Origin of the sequence: Rhizobium chutanense (genome assembly GCF_002531935.1) — a bacterium.
Classification (GTDB): domain Bacteria; phylum Pseudomonadota; class Alphaproteobacteria; order Rhizobiales; family Rhizobiaceae; genus Rhizobium; species Rhizobium chutanense.
In genome coordinates, this window is record NZ_NWSV01000006.1 from 217,737 (window position 1) to 232,595 (window position 14,859).

A 14,859-nucleotide genomic window follows, 5' to 3' on the forward strand; every position below is an offset into this window, starting at 1 on the left:
CGCAAGCCGTCAGGCAGCTCTAGCCTTCTGGTTTGCCGCCGTGGTGGCAAGCTGCGAGAGGGTCTTGTCGGTGGCCGTTTCTTCCTGCAGCGTCTGATCGAGCAGGCGGACGGCATCCTTGAGGCCGAGCGTCGCAGCCCAGGTCTTCAGCGTGCCGTAACGGGCGATTTCATAATGCTCGACGGCCTGGGCCGCGGAGATCAGACCGGCATCGAGTGCCGGGGTACCCTTGAATTCCTCCATGATTTCCTCGCCCTCGGCGATAATGCCCTGGATCGCCTCGCAGGTTTTACCCTGGGCGCGCTTGCCGATCAGTTCGAAAACTTGCTGCAGGCGTTCGACCTGACCTTCGGTTTCCTCGCGGTGTTTTTCGAAGCCTGCCTTCAGTTCGGAAGACTGGGCGGCGCGCGTCATCTTCGGCAGGGCGCGTAGGATCTGCCTTTCGGCAAAATAGATGTCCTTCAGCGTATCGTAGAAGAGATCTTCCAACGTCTTTTCCTTGGCCATTTTTCTCGATCCTTGTTCCGGGAAAGGCCGCGAATGCGGCGACACATTAAGAAGTGAAGATCACGCAAATTGTTCCCGGTCGATTTCGGGTGGACTGGAAATCTGCGCCAGGCAATGGTTCCTGCCATCGATGCAGAGGAGAAAAGTCATGCGAAAGCCGGGTTCGATGAAGGGTCTGGAAGATCTCGGCCGCGTGCGGCTGTCGCAAAACTTCTTCTTCCGCGATTTCCTGCATTCCGAAATCGCCGATTTCTATCGCATTCCCAATATTCCCGAGGATCCCGATCTGGCGATCGAGGCGGGCAGGAGGCTTTGCCAGGAATTGCTGGAGCCGCTGGAAGCGACATTCGGTCGGCTGCACATCCGCTCCGGCTATCGCTCGCCCGCCGTCAACCGCTTCGGCAACGAGAACAATCTCAACTGTTCGACCAATGCCGCCACCGCAGCACATCACATCTGGGATGTCAGGGACTTCGACGGCTGCATGGGCGCGGCAGTCTGCATCGTCGTGCCGTGGATGCTCGACCGCTACCACGACGAAAGCGACTGGCAGCGGCTCGCCTGGTGGATCCACGACCACCTGCCCTACGCCTCGCTCTGCTTCTTTCCGAAGCTATGGGCCTTCAATATCCAATGGCACGAACGGCCGAAGCGGGTGATCCAGAGTTATATCAGCCCGCGCGGCATCCTGACCAAGCCGGGCATGGCGAATTGGGAAGGCGATCATTCCGAATGGTATGAGGGATTTCCGGCGCTCAGAGAGTGATGCGGTAGCGGATATGGCCGTCGCTTTCGACATAGCTGTCGTAGAGCGCCCGTGCCGTCTTGTTCTCTTCGCTCGTATGCCAGTAGAGCCGCGACCACCCCTCCGCCTTGCCGAGCGCGACGAGATCGTCGATCAGCGCCCGCCCGACGCCTTTTCCCCGAGCCTCGGGATCGACGAACAGGTCTTCGAGATAGCAGTCCCTGTTGCGGATCCACGTACCCTCATGGGTGAGATAGAGCGCAAAGCCCATGACCCTGCCGTCGACCTCGGCGACGCGCATTGAAATCGCCGACGCCGGATCGAAAACCCGGCGCCATGTCAGATCGCTGATATCGGCATCGACCGTGACCTCGTAAAAGGCGAGATAATCAGCCCAAAGTTCGCGCCAGCGCGCTTCGTCCTCGGGGTGGGCATCGCGGATCGTCACGGTCATGGGGGTCCTTTTCAGGCGCCGGCTTCGTCGAGCAGCGCCATCGCCACATCGGAAAGCGCAAGTGTCGCCGATTTCACCAGGCTTTCAAGCTGCGAAAGGCTGGTGGCGCTGGCGATCGGCGCCGTCACGCCCTTTTTGCGCAACAGCCAGGCGAGCGAAATTTCCGCGGGCTTGGCGCCGGTTTCGGCGGAAACCTTGTCGAGCGCGGCCAGAATGCGCAGGCCCTTGTCGTCGAGATATTGCGAAACCCGGCCCTCGCGGGCGCGGCCCTCAGTATCGGCCTTGCTGCGGTATTTGCCGGTGAGGAAACCGGCGGCGAGGCTGAAATAGGTGATGACGCCGATATCTTGGCCAACGCAGAGATCGGCGAGCGGCCCCTCGAAGCTCGCGCGCGCGTAGAGATTATATTCCGGCTGCAGCACATCGTACCGCGGCAACCCTGCCTTTTCGGCAGCGTCGAACGAGGCCTGCAGGAGGTCAGCATCATAATTCGAGCAGCCGATGGCTCGGATCTTGCCCTGCTGCTTCAGCTTGGCATAGGCGCCGAGCGTTTCTTCGTGCGGCGTATCGGCATCCGGCCAATGCGAGAGATAGAGGTCGATATAGTCGGTCTGCAGCCGGCTGAGCGAATCCTCGACCGCCTTCAGGATATAGCTTTCCTTGAGCGTCTTTCCCTGTCCCATGTCCGAGCCGACCTTGGTGACGATAACGGCCTTGTCGCGGGAAATTTTGGCCTGCCTCAGCCAGCGCCCGATAATCTCCTCGGAATCGCCGCCCTTGTTGCCGGGCACCCATGCCGAATAGACATCCGCCGTATCGATCGTGTTCAGGCCGGCATCGAAAAAGGCGTCGAGAATGGCGAGGGATGTTTTTTCGTCGGCCGTCCAGCCGAAGACATTGCCGCCGAAGACGATCGGTGAAATCGAGAGACCTGTTTTTCCAAGCCGGCGCATTTCCATGACGCTCTCCAATAAGGTGATGCGATTGAAATCGTGGGATCGGCAGAACGCCGCCCCGGAGCATGATGCCGAAAAGTGTCAGCGGTTCGGGACGACATCATGTTCAGAACCTAGCGCGATCCCGGCATCAGGGAAACCAAACTTCCGTGATTTCCAGTCGCGCCATTGCGCCGCAGCTGGGGCCTGAATAAGGTTCGCGAACATCAGCTTTGGGAGATTGATCATGTTGCGCTTCGGTATCCTTTCAACGGCGAAGATCGGCCGCGACAATGTCGTTCCGGCGATCCAGGATGCGGAAAACTGCGTCGTCACGGCGATTGCCAGCCGTGATCTCACGCGCGCCAGGGAGATGGCAGACCGCTTCTCGGTGCCGCATGCCTTCGGTTCCTATGAGGAGATGCTAGCCTCCGACGTCATCGACGCCGTCTATATCCCGCTGCCCACCTCGCAGCATATCGAATGGTCGATCAAGGCAGCCGATGCCGGCAAGCACGTGCTCTGCGAAAAGCCGATTGCGTTGAAATCAGGCGATATCGACGATGTGATCGCTGCCCGCGACCGCAACCGCGTGGTGGTCAGCGAAGCCTATATGATCACCTATTCGCCGGTCTGGCAGAAGGTGCGCGCGCTGATCGCGGAGGGTGCGATCGGTTCGCTCCGGCATGTGCAGGGCGCCTTCACCTATTTCAACCGCGACGCCGCCAACATGCGCAACATTCCCGAACTTGGTGGTGGCGGCCTTCCTGATATCGGCGTCTATCCCGTCATGAGCACCCGTTTTTCCACCGGCAAGGAGCCGCTCAGGATCCAGGCGATCACCGAGCGGGATGCGGATTTCGGCACGGACATCTATTCCAGCGTCAAGGCCGATTTCGGCGATTTCGAGTTGAGCTTCTATATCTCGACGCAGATGGCCAACCGCCAGGTCATGGTCTTCCACGGCACCGACGGCTATATCGAGGTCAAGTCGCCGTTCAACGCCAATCGCTGGGGGCCGGAGGAGATCGAGCTCACCGATCGCAGCCACAATGAATCGCGCATCTTCCGCTTCCAGGACAGCCGGCAATACCGGCGTGAGGTCGAAGCCTTCGCCCGGGCGGTGAAGGATGGCAAGGAAGAGATCGTCACGCTCGAAAATTCGAAGCTGAACCAGAAGGTGATCGACGCAATCTATCGCGCCAGCGAAAAGGACGGCTGGGAAGCGGTCTAGCGCGTAACCCCGAAAATCGGACGAGTTTCGGAAAGGATTACGCGCAGATTCAAGGTGTTACAGCGTCCTTTGCGCGTCCGAAAAGACCCGCGGCGCTGTCATTATTCGGCGCGGAAGACGAAGCGCGAATAGCCGAAGAAGCTGAAGACCATCGAGGCGACGCTGGCGATCACCATGGCCGCAAGCGGCTGAAGGGCCGGCAGCGATAGCAGAAGTGCGGAATAGAGTCCGTAATTGACCAGCGCTGCCGTCACCCCGACCGAGCCGTAACGGAAACCTTCGGCGGCAAGCGAACGGCCCGAGCGGTCGAAGGTGAAGCTCCGGTTGAAAGCCCAGGTCGCCGTCATTGCGAAGGCGATTGCGACGAGCCGCGCGAGAAACGGCCCGAGCGGCGTCAGCTCGAGCAGCATCGAAAGGATGCCGGCATCGACGAGGAAACCGATGCCGCCGGCGATGGCAAAGCGGATGAGCTTTCTCATGCCGCATCCGCCTTGCCGCGACCGGGGCGCGCTGTCGGCCCTGTGTCGCTGAGTGGCGGCGCCTTCATCGCGCTCGGCGTCTCCAGGTTCATATAATGGATGCGAAGCTGTTCGGCGCGGGCGCGTGCAACGGAATCCAGGATGACGCCGGCGGTGAACAGCATGAAGGAGATCATCATCAGCGCCATCGACAGCACCCAGGTCGGCATGCGGCTGACCAGGCCTGTCTGGAAATATTCCGCCAGCACCGGGGCCATGAAACCGAGGCTCGTCAGCATGAAGGCGGCGCTGATCGCGCTGAAGAAGGCGAAGGGCCGCGTCTCCTTCATCAGCATCGCGAACATCCAGAGGATCTTGGCGCCGTCGCGAAAGGTCGAAAGCTTGGAATGCGATCCTTCCGGCCGGCGGCCGTAATCGAGCTCCAGCTCGCTGACCGGCAGTTTCAGCCGGGAGGCGTGCACGGACATTTCGGTCTCGATCTCGAAGCCGCCCGACACCGCCGGGAAGCTTTTGACGAAACGGCGCGAGAAGGCGCGGTAGCCGGAAAAGATGTCGGTGAAATCGGGGCCGAAGATCATCCGATAGAGCAGGTTGAACAGCCGGTTGCCGAGCGCATGGCCCTGACGCCCGGCATCGTCATGCACGCCGCGCCGGGTGCCCACCACCATGTCGGCGCGCTCCGTCAGCAGCGTGCGCACCAGTTCCTCGGCATCGGCGGGCGTATAGGTCCCGTCGCCGTCGGCGATGATATAGATGTCGGCCTCGATGTCGGCGAACATGCGGCGCACGACATGGCCCTTGCCTTGGCGCCGCTCGCGCACGACATGCGCGCCGGCAAGCATCGCCTGCAGCGCCGTCCCGTCGGTGGAATTGTTGTCGTAGACATGGATCGCCGCATCCGGCAGCGCCGCTCGAAAACCTCGCACGACAGGGCCGATCGTCGCGGCCTCATTATAGCAGGGAAGCAGGACGGCAATGTCCAGTTTATCGGTACGCGATCGGGCCATGACTTTACTCGTTACACAAAAGCCGTGCCGAGCCTAAACCACCCGGCGTTAATAAGACCCTATGACGCAGGCGAAATCCGTGGCGGCGGCCAACAGCTTTACACTTTCTTGATCGGCGGCGGCTAAGGTTTGGCATCTGGAAACGGACCGCTAACCACGATGAACGCTGTGCAGCCGATCGCCAATGCATCATTCGCGACCGCCACCCCCAAGGGAAAAGTGTCCGCCCTGCTGACGCGGCTTTGGCCAACCGTCATTGCCTATAGCGTCATTTTTGCCGCGGTCATCCTCGTCGCCAAGTTTTACCGCGCCACCGATTATGTCGGCCCCGACAATGACGACGGAATGCGTCTCGTCGAGGTGCGCGATCTACTGGCCGGGCAAAGCTGGTTCGATCTGATGCAATACCGTCTTGGCATCGACGGCGGCACGCTGATGCACTGGTCGCGGCTGATCGATCTGCCGATCGCCTCGCTGATCCGGCTCTTTGGCCTGTTTGCGCCCCCCGAGACGGCCGAGGCGCTGGCACTCGCCGTCTGGCCCCTGTCGCTCATTCTGCCCGCCATGCTCGCCATGGCCGTTGCCGGCCGGCGAATCGGCGGGGTTGCCGGCATGCACATCAGTCTCGTCCTGACTGGTCTTGCCATCTATACCGGAAGCCGTTTCGCGCCGGGCGCCATCGACCATCACAATGCCCAGCTGGCTCTGGTCGCGACGATGGTAGCGATGCTGCTGGACCCGGAGCGTCGCGGCTGGAATTATGCGGTGGCCGGTATCGCGGCGGCCATCGCCATTGCCATCGGCGCCGAGACGACACCCTTCGTCGCTGCCGTCTGCCTGACCGTTGCCCTGCTCTGGGCATGGGAGGGTGAAAACGTCGCCGTCGCCGCTCGTTCCTTCGGACTGGCGCTGGCGATTGCGATCAGCATCCTCTTTGTCGCAACGGTGCCGCCCCGGCTTTATTCGATGGTCACCTGCGATAATCTCTCGCTCGGTTACTACAGCCTGGCGGCGATCGGCGGCGGACTATTGCTGTTTTCAGCAGTTTTTGCGAGCCGCCTGCGCCGGCCCATGCGCTTTGCGGTGCTGGCCGTCGTCGGCGCCGGCGTTCTCGGTTCGGCTGTTGTGATCGCCCCGCAATGCCTGAGCAATCCGCTGGCCGGTCTCGATCCGATGCTGGTCGAACTCTGGCTGAGGAATGTTACGGAAGCGCAGTCGATTTTCGGCCTCGCACGGACCGATTCCTTTTCGGTCGGCGCCTTCTATGCGGCGGGTCTGTTCGGCATCGCCGTCTGCATCTTCCGCATCATCAGGCGCGACCGCACCCAGATTCACCTGATCCTGTTCGTCCTGCTCGCCACGAGCTGGGCCATCGCGCTGGTCCAGGTGCGCGGCTCCACCTTCTCGAACCTGCTTTCCATTCTGCCGCTTGCTTTGCTGATCATCGATGTCAGGCGCATCTCCAACGACGACAATGAGAATGTCGCCGCCGCCTTCGTCTATGTCGTGACCGTGCTCGCAAGCGTTCCGGCCGCCTGGGCTGTTGGCGGCGGGCTTGTGTCGCGGCAGGTGGAAAATGATGTGCAGAAGCAGGCGGCGGCAAAAGAGCATTCCTGCAAATCGAAAGCAGCGCTGGCGCCGCTTGCCGGGCTTCCGGCCGGGCTGATCGCCGCCCCGTCGGAAATGGGCGTGCCGATCCTCCGCTTCACGGAAAACCGGGTTCTCTCCGCCCCCTATCACCGCAATCAGGGTGGCATGCTGACGGAATTGCATATCGGCCTGGCGGAGCCGCAGGAGGCGGAAGCCTTCCTGAAAGGCGCCGGCGTCACGATGCTGGCCTTCTGCCAGGATGACCCGCAGACGCGTCAACTCGCCCAGCTGAAGCCGGATGGGCTCTATGCCGAGCTCGGCAAGGGGAATATCCCGCCCTATCTGGAGCCGCTGCCGAAGGCGCCGGATGCCGGCGTTCAGTTCTTTCGCTATCGGCCGGCGGCGAATTGACGCCGCCAGCTGTCGGGCAGTCTTTAGTGGGAAACGCGCGGCGCGCGGCGAAGACGCGCACTGGCGTAGAGGCCGAGAACGAAGAGCATAAGGCCGCCATTATAGCCGAGAACGGCATAGACGAATGCCAGAATTGACACCGGCCCGGGCGAGGTGATCGCCGCTACCGCGAATGTCATTCCGATCAGCGCGGCGACCAACGCGATCGCGGCGGCCGAGCGCATTTGCCCGGCGCTGACGCCCAATGCTGCTGCTGTGAGAATAATCATTTCAGCACCTTCCCAGAGATAACGAGGGGAAGCATAGGAAGCGCCAGCTAACGAAGACTTACCGGCCATCGCAGCAGAAAAGCCTTTGTATTGCGGTGGTTAGCAATCCCTTTCGTGTAAAACGCGAATTGTAACTATCCGTTCCGCAACCAAACGAATTAAGTGATTTCGCTGTCGGTCGCCACGCCGTCCAGGCTCGACGACGACATCGGCCCGCTGACAATTTCAATAGCCGGGAAAACGGCGTCGGCATTGATGTCGACCTTCCCGTTTGCCGCCGATGCGCTAGAAAGAAGGAATGAGCAATGTCTTCGACAGCGATTCGCCGACCAACCTTGCCGAATATTCGGTTTCGGAGCTTTCCGGCTCGATCAAGCGCACCGTCGAAACGGCCTTTGACCAGGTTCGCGTGCGCGGCGAAATATCGGGCTATCGTGGTCCGCACTCCTCGGGCCATGCCTATTTCGCGCTGAAGGACGACCGTGCCCGCATCGACGCCGTCATCTGGAAGGGCACCTTCTCGCGGCTGAAGTTTCGCCCGGAAGAGGGCATGGAGATCATCGCGACCGGCAAGGTCACGACCTTTCCCGGTTCCTCCAAATATCAGATCGTCATAGAGACGCTGGAGCCGGCCGGCACCGGCGCGCTGATGGCGCTGATCGAGGAGCGCAAGCGCAGGCTCGGTACCGAAGGCCTGTTCGACGCCGCCCGCAAGAAGCGGCTGCCCTTCATGCCCCGCGTGATCGGCGTCGTCACCTCGCCGACCGGCGCCGTCATCCGCGATATCCTCCACCGCATCTCCGATCGTTTTCCCGTGCATGTCATCGTCTGGCCGGTGAAGGTCCAGGGCGAAGGATCAGGCGAGGAGGTGGCGAACGCCATCCGCGGCTTCAACGCGATGGAGCCGGCCGGTGCCGTCCTGCGCCCGGACGTGCTGATCGTCGCCCGCGGCGGCGGCAGCCTGGAAGATCTCTGGAGCTTCAACGACGAAGTTGTCGTGCGCGCCGCCGCCGAAAGCCGGATACCGCTGATCTCGGCGGTCGGACACGAAACCGACTGGACGCTGATCGATTATGCCGCCGATGTCCGCGCGCCGACGCCAACAGGGGCTGCGGAAATGGCGGTGCCTGTTAAGGCGGAACTCGAGGCGCAGCTTGCGGCTCTTGCCGCGCGCCTGCAAGGCTGCATGAATCGGCAGATGGATCAGCGCCGCCAGTCCGTCCGCGCCCTGATGCGGGCCTTGCCGTCGCTCGATCAGCTTCTCGCCCTGCCGCGCCGTCGTTTCGACGAGGCGGCGGCCGGCCTCGGCCGCGGGTTGGAACTCAACACCATCAACAAACGCCGCGGCTTCGAGCGTGTCGCCTCGCATCTGCGCCCTGATGTGCTCTCCAACCGCATCGCCGAGCGCCGCCAGACCCTGAACGAGCGCATGGTGCGGGCCGAACGCATGGTCGAGCGGCTGATCAACCGCTCGACATCGCGCGTCGAGCGCGCCGAGGCCATCCTCGCCTCGCAGCCGGCACGGTTGAAGACCCAGACCGACCGCAGTCGCGAACGCCTCGGCAATCTTTCGCGTCATGCCGATACGGCGATCCGCCATCAGCTGACGCGCGCCCGCGCCGAACTTTCCGCGCAGGACCGCGTGCTGCAGTCGCTGTCCTACAAAAACGTGCTGAAGCGTGGCTACGCCGTCATCCGCGACGACGATAACAGGCCGGTCTCGCAGGCCGCTAGCCTCTCTGCCGGCATGGGCATCGCCATCGAATTCGCCGACGGTCGCGTCGGCGCGATGACCACGGAAGGTGGCGTCCCGCCAGCCGGCGCCAAGAAGCGCGGCGCAAAACCCGCAGACGCACCGAAGCAGGGAAGCCTGTTCTAGGACCGTTCCCGCGTAGCGTTTTTGCTTAAAACAGAGATAGCGCATAGCCACCCGCCCTCGTCCTTCGAGGCTCCGGCCTGCGGCCTCCGTGCCTCAGGATGAGGGCTGATCGTGGTGCCCTGGAGCTGGCACGCCGTCTCTTCGGTCTCATTCTGAGGCACGCCCGCCCATCCAACAATGCCGCTTCGTCTCCCCTTGAGCCGAGTCGCCACCTCTCTCCAGCCTCATCCTGAGGTGCCCCGCAGGGGCCTCGAAGGACGGGGCTGGCCACCGGCGTCTGCTCCGGTTTTAACAGGCCCGCGCCTCGATAAATCAGCGTCCGCAAAATGCTGTCGGTGATCAGATAATTATTCGAAATCGGACAGGAATTTCTTGAGCAGCCGGTCGAATTCGGCCTTGTCTTCGGCTGTCAGGTTGCGCGTCAGCCGCTGCTGGTTAGCGACATGGGCGCCGACCGCTTCCTCCACGGCTGCGAGCCCCTTATCCGTCAACGCGATCAGCACGCTGCGTCGGTCTTCCGGATTGAGGATGCGCTCGACGAAGCCGGCCTTTTCCAGCTGGTCGATCCGGTTCGTCATCGTGCCCGAGCTGACCATCGTCATCTCCAGAAGCTCGCCCGGCGAAAGCCGGTGCGGTGCGCCGGAGCGACGAAGTGTGGCCAGAACGTCGAAGGCCGAGGTGGACAGCCCGTGCTTCAGCAGCACGGCTTCGACTTCGCGGCCGAGATGGGTGCCGAGGCGCTTCAGGCGCCCGAGGATGCCCATCGGTTCGACGTCGAGGTCCGGCCGCTCGCGCCGCCATTGCGCCAGGATCCTGTCGACGTGATCTTGCTTCTCTTCATCCATGCCACATTGATACCAGTAGATATCTTGACGTCAAGATAAGATGCGCTATATTGAATTTGTCTTGACATAGAGATTCTTGATATGAAGATAAATTCGCGCTATTTCGCCGATGTGCTGACGACCGCCGTCGCTCCCGCCATCTGGGGCAGCACCTATTTCGTCACGACATCCTTCTTGCCGCAGGGCTATCCGCTGACGGTCGCCATGCTGCGCGCTCTGCCGGCAGGCCTGCTTCTGCTGCTGATTGTCCGGACGCTGCCGACGGGCGTCTGGTGGGGCCGCGCCTTCATTCTCGGCGCGCTGAACTTCTCGTTTTTCTGGGCGATGCTCTTCGTTTCTGCCTATCGCCTGCCGGGTGGCGTCGCGGCCACGGTCGGCGCCGTGCAGCCGCTGATCGTCATCGCCTTGTCGCGTCTCTTCCTCGGCAGGCCGATCAGCTTCCTCGCCGTCGTCGCCGGCCTGATCGGCATGGCGGGCGTCGGACTGCTGATGCTGACGCCGAATGCGGCGCTCGACCCGGTCGGCGTCGCCGCTGGTCTCGCCGGTGCCGTCTCCATGGCTTTCGGCACGGTGCTGACCCGCCATTGGCGGCCGCCCGTTTCCAGCCTGACCTTCACATCATGGCAATTGACTGCGGGCGGCATTCTGCTCGTGCCCGTCGCCTTGCTGTTGGAGCCGGCACTCCCGGTGCCGACGGCAGCCAATATTCTCGGCATCGCCTGGCTCGGCCTCATCGGTGCGGCCTTCACCTATCTGCTCTGGTTCCGCGGCCTGTCGCGCATCGAACCTTCGGCCGCCGCATCGCTCGGCTTCCTGAGCCCCGTTGTCGCGACTTTGCTTGGCTGGCTCGCGCTCGGCCAGAGTCTGGCGCCGGCGCAGATTACCGGCTTCGCCATGGTGCTTGCCAGCGTCTGGCTCAGTCAGCGCGCGATGATGCCGAAGACGGGCGGTGTCAGGCCCATTCGCCCTGCCGCATCACCGGCACCCGCGAACCATCCGGTGTGACGCCGTCGATATCGACCTTATCGGAGCCGATCATCCAGTCGATATGGATCAGGCTGGAATTGCCGCCCTGCGCCTTGATCTGCTCCTGGCTCAGCGAAGCGCCGTCGAGGAAGCACTTGGAATAGCACTGGCCGAGCGCGATGTGGCAGGAGGCGTTTTCATCGAACAGCGTGTTGTAGAACAGGATGCCGCTGGCCGAGATCGGCGAGGAATGCGGCACCAGCGCCACTTCGCCGAGCCGGCGTGCGCCCTCGTCGGTATCGAGCACCTTGTTCAACACCTCTTCGCCGCGCGAGGCCTTGGCCTCGACGATGCGCCCGCCCTCGAAACGCACCTGGATATTGTCGATCAGCGTGCCCTGGTGCGAAAGCGGCTTGGTGCTCGACACATGGCCTTCGACACGCAGCGCATGCGGCGTGGTGAAGACTTCCTCGGTCGGGATGTTCGGATTGCAGGTCACGCCGTTCTTGGCGGTGGAAGCACCGCCGTGCCATTCGTGCCCGTCGGCAAGGCCGACCGTCAGGTCGGTGCCCGGTCCCTTGAAATGCAGCGAGGCGAAGCGTTCGCCGTTCAGCCAGGCGGAGCGCTTGGCAAGATTGGCATTGTGCTCGGCCCAGGCGGCGACGGGATCGCTGACATCGACGCGCGAAGCGGCAAAGATCGCCTTGGCGAGCTTGGCGACCGCGATCGGTTCCGGATCGTCGGGGAAAACCACCTTGGCCCAGGACGGGTTGGGATAGGAGACGATGTTCCAGTTGATGTCGAAATTCGAGATCTTTTCCAGCGCCGGCTTGTAGGCGGTGGACATGGCACGATTGGCGCGGCCGACCTTGCCGGCATCCTGCGCCGACAGCAGCAGCGGATTGTCGCCTGATACCGCAAGGCGGGCCGCTCCGTTGGCATAGGCCTTGGCCATGCCTTCGTAGAGCCAGCCGGAGGCACGGTCGAAACTCTCGTCGCTGCCATACTGATAGCGCGCCAGCGTCGTTTCCTCGTCGGAATAGAAGGCGGTCACCAGTCCGGCGCCGGCCTGGTAGGCCTGTTTGGTGATCAGGCGAACCAGCGGCAGCGCCACGACGGGGGCGGTGATCACCAGATCCTGACCCCTCTGCAGCTGCAGCCCGACCTTTACGGCGACTTCCGCAAGCTTTTCCAGCTTGTCGGGATCAATGGTGTTCTGGCTCTGGGGCATGAAAGTCATGGTTCAACCTGCCTTCTGTCATCGACGCTAGAGCAATTCCAGGAAAAGTGCCAAGCGGTTTTCTCAGGCAAAGCGCGAAGCGCTTTTGCCGGGAATTGCGTAGATTCAAAAAGATTGGAGCGGTTCTGCGCTTCCCTCAAAAGCTGAATCACTCCAAGAGGATGGAAGACTTAGACCCGTTTGCGGCGAAAATGAAGCGTCCTGCTGGCGAATTGAAGCGGCCGGATATCTGTCCGGCCGCTGCCGGAGGTCAAGCGGCGGCAGGCTGCCTGAGCAGGATCGAGCTGTGTTTCTCGAGGAATTCCGTCAGCCGCTGTGGGTAATCCTCGCCAACGCAGTTCTTGACGCTCGCCCGCGCCGCCAGCGCCTTGCGCCAGCGCTTGACCCGCTCAAGGCCGTCGAAGATGCCGCTATCGCCCAACGTGTCGAAGAGATCGAAATAACGAAAGACCGGCGCGAAGACGGCATCGACGAGGCTGAAGCTGCTGCCGGCGAAATAGGGTCCGTCGGTCAGCGCGCCGTCGATCGTCGCGAATTTCGAAATCAGCGCCTTGCGCTTGGCCTCCAGCTGCACCGCATCCTGCGCCGTTTCATAACCCCAGAGGTCGGAAAGCACGGAGGAGCCGAATTCCATCCAGCCGCGATGACGGGCGCGGATGAGCGGATCGGCGGGATGCAGGGCAGCACCCGCCTGCGTTTCCTCCAGATATTCGCAGATGACGCTGCTTTCGAACAGCACGGCCTCGCTGCCATCCTCCTCCTCGATCTTGAGCAGCGGCACCTTGCCGAGCGGCGAGATCTTCAGGAACCAGTCCGGCTTGTCGGCAAGATCGATATTGATGCGCTCGAAGGCTACGCCCTTTTCAAGGAGAGCGATGGCGGCGCGCTGCACATAGGGGCAGAGATGATGGCTGATGAGGGTAAGTCTGCTCATGGAAATCTCCTGGTCACAATCCATGCAAATGCATCTAATATCGCTTGCGGCAGAATTCAAGATAGATGTAATTGCATTTATGTCCGAAAAAGCATTAGAGCCGAGCGAAGCCTCCACCCGCGCCTGGACGAGTGTCATGCGCGCCCGCGAACGGCTGCTTGCTGCGATTGAAGCCGACCTGAAAGCCGCCGGCATGCCGCCGCTTGCCTGGTATGACGTGCTGTGGGAATTGGCGCGCGCGCAAGATGGCAGGCTGCGCCCCTATGAAATCGAAGAGCGGACATTACTGGCGCAGTATAATCTTTCCCGCCTGATCGACCGTTTGGAAAGAGAGGGTCTCGTCCGGCGCGAAGTCTTCGCCAGGGATGGACGCGGCCGCTGGGTTGTCATCACCGAGGCCGGCCGGCAACTGCGGGAGCGCATCTGGACCGTCTATGCCGGATCGATCGAGACCCATGTCGGCCGCAAGCTTGCCGAAAGCGAAGCGAAGGCGCTCGCCGGCCTGCTCGACCGCTTCCTTTGATCAGGCGATCAATGGCGCAGCGATCGCCTTCAAAGCCTTCAACGCATCCTTCGGATCGAGCCGCACCTGCAGCCCGCGCTGCCCGCCATTGATATAGACGAGCGGTTCGGCAAGGGCGGTTTCCTCGATCGCCGTCGGCACGGTCTTCTTCTGGCCGAAGGGGCTGATGCCGCCGACATGATAGCCCGTCAGCCGTTCGGCGTCGGCAGGCTTCATCATATTGGCCGATTTGCCGCCAAAGGCGCTCGCAAGCTTCTTCATGCTGACTTCGCGATCCGATGGCACGACGACGCAGACCGGCTTGCCGTCCACCTCGGCCATCAGCGTCTTCAGCACCCGATGCGGGGCTTCGCCGAGCGCCTCGGCCGCCTGCAGCCCGACGCGTTCGGCGCCGGGATCATAATCATAGGCATGGACGGTGAAGGCGACGCCTGCCTGCGAAAGAAGCTGTGTCGCGCGCGTGGTCTTGGACATGGCTCAGCCCTTGAACATATCCGCGTAAATCTCCGGCTTGAAGCCGATCAGCAGCTTGCCTTTCGTCTCCAGCACCGGCCGCTTGATCATCGACGGCTGGTCGAGCATCAGCGCGATCGCCTTTTCCCGGCTCAGATCCTCGCGCTCGGCATCGGGCAGCTTGCGGAAGGTGGTGCCGGCGCGGTTGAGCACGGTATCGAGGCCGGCCTGATCGATCCAGGTCTCGAGATGAGCGCGGTCGATGCCGAGCGACTTGTAATCATGAAATTCATAGGCGACGCCGTGGTCTTCCAGCCAGCTGCGCGCTTTCTTCATCGTGTCGCAATTCTTGATGCCATAGATGGTGGCGGCCATGCCGATCGATCTC

18 protein-coding genes are annotated in these 14,859 nt (G+C 62.2%); 6 read left to right on the plus strand and 12 right to left on the minus strand.

What is annotated here, in order from left to right:
* Nucleotides 1–9: 9 nt before the first annotated feature.
* The gene (locus CO666_RS12730; RefSeq protein ID WP_097612471.1) at nucleotides 10–507 is read right to left on the minus strand and encodes a YciE/YciF ferroxidase family protein; all 498 of its coding nucleotides are present in this window, start codon (nucleotides 505–507) and stop codon (nucleotides 10–12) included.
* A gap of 148 nt (nucleotides 508–655) precedes the next feature.
* On the opposite strand from CO666_RS12730, the gene CO666_RS12735 reads away from it, so the two are divergent.
* Nucleotides 656–1,273, plus strand: coding sequence for a hypothetical protein (locus CO666_RS12735; protein ID WP_097612472.1), 618 nt, complete (start codon nucleotides 656–658; stop codon nucleotides 1,271–1,273).
* Here CO666_RS12735 and CO666_RS12740 read toward each other — a convergent pair.
* The 3 genes from CO666_RS12740 to CO666_RS34140 all read right to left on the minus strand — a co-directional run bounded on the left by CO666_RS12740 (nucleotide 1,263) and on the right by CO666_RS34140 (nucleotide 2,890).
* On the minus strand, nucleotides 1,263–1,706 hold the full coding sequence (locus CO666_RS12740) for a GNAT family N-acetyltransferase (RefSeq protein WP_097612473.1): 444 nt from the start codon (nucleotides 1,704–1,706) through the stop codon (nucleotides 1,263–1,265). The genes CO666_RS12735 and CO666_RS12740 overlap by 11 nt on opposite strands.
* A gap of 11 nt (nucleotides 1,707–1,717) precedes the next feature.
* Nucleotides 1,718–2,665: an aldo/keto reductase gene (locus CO666_RS12745; RefSeq protein ID WP_097612474.1), complete on the minus strand. Its 948-nt coding sequence runs from the start codon at nucleotides 2,663–2,665 to the stop codon at nucleotides 1,718–1,720.
* A gap of 78 nt (nucleotides 2,666–2,743) precedes the next feature.
* Nucleotides 2,744–2,890 carry a hypothetical protein gene (locus CO666_RS34140; protein WP_164740569.1) on the minus strand — a complete coding sequence of 49 codons (147 nt, stop codon included), beginning with the start codon at nucleotides 2,888–2,890 and terminating at the stop codon, nucleotides 2,744–2,746.
* Between CO666_RS34140 and CO666_RS12750 the strand changes: the two genes are divergently transcribed.
* Nucleotides 2,889–3,875 carry a Gfo/Idh/MocA family protein gene (locus tag CO666_RS12750; protein ID WP_097612475.1) on the plus strand — a complete coding sequence of 329 codons (987 nt, stop codon included), beginning with the start codon at nucleotides 2,889–2,891 and terminating at the stop codon, nucleotides 3,873–3,875. The genes CO666_RS34140 and CO666_RS12750 overlap by 2 nt on opposite strands.
* A 101-nt stretch (nucleotides 3,876–3,976) precedes the next feature.
* Here the strand turns inward: CO666_RS12750 and CO666_RS12755 are convergent, their stop codons facing one another.
* Both CO666_RS12755 and CO666_RS12760 read right to left on the minus strand, forming a co-directional pair.
* On the minus strand, nucleotides 3,977–4,354 hold the full coding sequence (locus CO666_RS12755) for a GtrA family protein (protein WP_097612476.1): 378 nt from the start codon (nucleotides 4,352–4,354) through the stop codon (nucleotides 3,977–3,979).
* Nucleotides 4,351–5,361 (minus strand): glycosyltransferase, encoded by a 1,011-nt coding sequence (locus tag CO666_RS12760; protein ID WP_097612477.1) that lies wholly within the window; start codon nucleotides 5,359–5,361, stop codon nucleotides 4,351–4,353. The genes CO666_RS12755 and CO666_RS12760 overlap by 4 nt, the downstream gene beginning before the upstream one ends.
* A gap of 159 nt (nucleotides 5,362–5,520) precedes the next feature.
* On the opposite strand from CO666_RS12760, the gene CO666_RS12765 reads away from it, so the two are divergent.
* A complete protein-coding gene (locus tag CO666_RS12765; RefSeq protein WP_097612478.1) occupies nucleotides 5,521–7,362 on the plus strand; it encodes a hypothetical protein in 1,842 nt (613 codons plus the stop codon).
* Between the two features lie 23 nt (nucleotides 7,363–7,385).
* Here CO666_RS12765 and CO666_RS12770 read toward each other — a convergent pair whose 3' ends face one another.
* Complete coding sequence (locus CO666_RS12770; protein ID WP_097612479.1) at nucleotides 7,386–7,631, minus strand: hypothetical protein; 246 nt, start codon at nucleotides 7,629–7,631, stop codon at nucleotides 7,386–7,388.
* Between the two features lie 298 nt (nucleotides 7,632–7,929).
* On the opposite strand from CO666_RS12770, the gene xseA reads away from it, so the two are divergent.
* A complete protein-coding gene (xseA, locus tag CO666_RS12775; protein WP_097612480.1) occupies nucleotides 7,930–9,510 on the plus strand; it encodes an exodeoxyribonuclease VII large subunit in 1,581 nt (526 codons plus the stop codon).
* Between the two features lie 347 nt (nucleotides 9,511–9,857).
* Here xseA and CO666_RS12780 read toward each other — a convergent pair whose 3' ends face one another.
* The gene (locus CO666_RS12780) at nucleotides 9,858–10,355 is read right to left on the minus strand and encodes a MarR family winged helix-turn-helix transcriptional regulator (protein ID WP_097612481.1); all 498 of its coding nucleotides are present in this window, start codon (nucleotides 10,353–10,355) and stop codon (nucleotides 9,858–9,860) included.
* An 81-nt stretch (nucleotides 10,356–10,436) separates the two neighbouring features.
* Here CO666_RS12780 and CO666_RS12785 point away from each other — a divergent pair, with 81 nt between their 5' ends.
* On the plus strand, nucleotides 10,437–11,360 hold the full coding sequence (locus CO666_RS12785; protein ID WP_097612482.1) for an EamA family transporter: 924 nt from the start codon (nucleotides 10,437–10,439) through the stop codon (nucleotides 11,358–11,360).
* On the opposite strand, the gene CO666_RS12790 is transcribed toward CO666_RS12785, so the two are convergent.
* Nucleotides 11,308–12,561 (minus strand): aminopeptidase, encoded by a 1,254-nt coding sequence (locus CO666_RS12790; RefSeq protein WP_097612483.1) that lies wholly within the window; start codon nucleotides 12,559–12,561, stop codon nucleotides 11,308–11,310. The genes CO666_RS12785 and CO666_RS12790 overlap by 53 nt on opposite strands.
* Before the next feature lie 250 nt (nucleotides 12,562–12,811).
* The gene (locus CO666_RS12795) at nucleotides 12,812–13,495 is read right to left on the minus strand and encodes a glutathione S-transferase family protein (protein ID WP_097612484.1); all 684 of its coding nucleotides are present in this window, start codon (nucleotides 13,493–13,495) and stop codon (nucleotides 12,812–12,814) included.
* A 79-nt stretch (nucleotides 13,496–13,574) separates the two neighbouring features.
* Here CO666_RS12795 and CO666_RS12800 point away from each other — a divergent pair, with 79 nt between their 5' ends.
* Entirely contained in the window at nucleotides 13,575–14,018 is a 444-nt protein-coding gene (locus tag CO666_RS12800) for a MarR family winged helix-turn-helix transcriptional regulator (protein ID WP_097612485.1), read from the plus strand.
* Here CO666_RS12800 and ybaK read toward each other — a convergent pair whose 3' ends face one another.
* Both ybaK and CO666_RS12810 read right to left on the minus strand, forming a co-directional pair.
* Entirely contained in the window at nucleotides 14,019–14,492 is a 474-nt protein-coding gene (gene ybaK / locus CO666_RS12805) for a Cys-tRNA(Pro) deacylase (RefSeq protein ID WP_097612486.1), read from the minus strand. It lies immediately after the preceding gene.
* Nucleotides 14,493–14,495: 3 nt separating this feature from the next.
* Nucleotides 14,496–14,846 carry an ArsC family reductase gene (locus CO666_RS12810; RefSeq protein ID WP_097612487.1) on the minus strand — a complete coding sequence of 117 codons (351 nt, stop codon included), beginning with the start codon at nucleotides 14,844–14,846 and terminating at the stop codon, nucleotides 14,496–14,498.
* Between the last annotated feature and the right edge of the window lie 13 nt (nucleotides 14,847–14,859).

Excerpts from the sequence above, each read along its gene's own strand:
- CO666_RS12800 (WP_097612485.1), top strand. The coding sequence starts at position 13,575 with ATGTCCGAAAAAGCATTAGAGCCGAGCGAAGCCTCCACCCGCGCCTGG.
- CO666_RS12740 (WP_097612473.1), bottom strand. The coding sequence starts at position 1,706 with ATGACCGTGACGATCCGCGATGCCCACCCCGAGGACGAAGCGCGCTGG.
- CO666_RS12795 (WP_097612484.1), bottom strand. The coding sequence starts at position 13,495 with ATGAGCAGACTTACCCTCATCAGCCATCATCTCTGCCCCTATGTGCAG.
- CO666_RS12735 (WP_097612472.1), top strand. The coding sequence starts at position 656 with ATGCGAAAGCCGGGTTCGATGAAGGGTCTGGAAGATCTCGGCCGCGTG.
- CO666_RS12760 (WP_097612477.1), bottom strand. The coding sequence starts at position 5,361 with ATGGCCCGATCGCGTACCGATAAACTGGACATTGCCGTCCTGCTTCCC.
- CO666_RS12765 (WP_097612478.1), top strand. The coding sequence starts at position 5,521 with ATGAACGCTGTGCAGCCGATCGCCAATGCATCATTCGCGACCGCCACC.
- CO666_RS12730 (WP_097612471.1), bottom strand. The coding sequence starts at position 507 with ATGGCCAAGGAAAAGACGTTGGAAGATCTCTTCTACGATACGCTGAAG.
- xseA (WP_097612480.1), top strand. The coding sequence starts at position 7,930 with ATGAGCAATGTCTTCGACAGCGATTCGCCGACCAACCTTGCCGAATAT.
- CO666_RS34140 (WP_164740569.1), bottom strand. The coding sequence starts at position 2,890 with ATGATCAATCTCCCAAAGCTGATGTTCGCGAACCTTATTCAGGCCCCA.
- CO666_RS12750 (WP_097612475.1), top strand. The coding sequence starts at position 2,889 with ATGTTGCGCTTCGGTATCCTTTCAACGGCGAAGATCGGCCGCGACAAT.
- CO666_RS12810 (WP_097612487.1), bottom strand. The coding sequence starts at position 14,846 with ATGGCCGCCACCATCTATGGCATCAAGAATTGCGACACGATGAAGAAA.
- CO666_RS12785 (WP_097612482.1), top strand. The coding sequence starts at position 10,437 with ATGAAGATAAATTCGCGCTATTTCGCCGATGTGCTGACGACCGCCGTC.
- ybaK (WP_097612486.1), bottom strand. The coding sequence starts at position 14,492 with ATGTCCAAGACCACGCGCGCGACACAGCTTCTTTCGCAGGCAGGCGTC.
- CO666_RS12755 (WP_097612476.1), bottom strand. The coding sequence starts at position 4,354 with ATGAGAAAGCTCATCCGCTTTGCCATCGCCGGCGGCATCGGTTTCCTC.
- CO666_RS12745 (WP_097612474.1), bottom strand. The coding sequence starts at position 2,665 with ATGGAAATGCGCCGGCTTGGAAAAACAGGTCTCTCGATTTCACCGATC.
- CO666_RS12770 (WP_097612479.1), bottom strand. The coding sequence starts at position 7,631 with ATGATTATTCTCACAGCAGCAGCATTGGGCGTCAGCGCCGGGCAAATG.
- CO666_RS12790 (WP_097612483.1), bottom strand. The coding sequence starts at position 12,561 with ATGACTTTCATGCCCCAGAGCCAGAACACCATTGATCCCGACAAGCTG.
- CO666_RS12780 (WP_097612481.1), bottom strand. The coding sequence starts at position 10,355 with ATGGATGAAGAGAAGCAAGATCACGTCGACAGGATCCTGGCGCAATGG.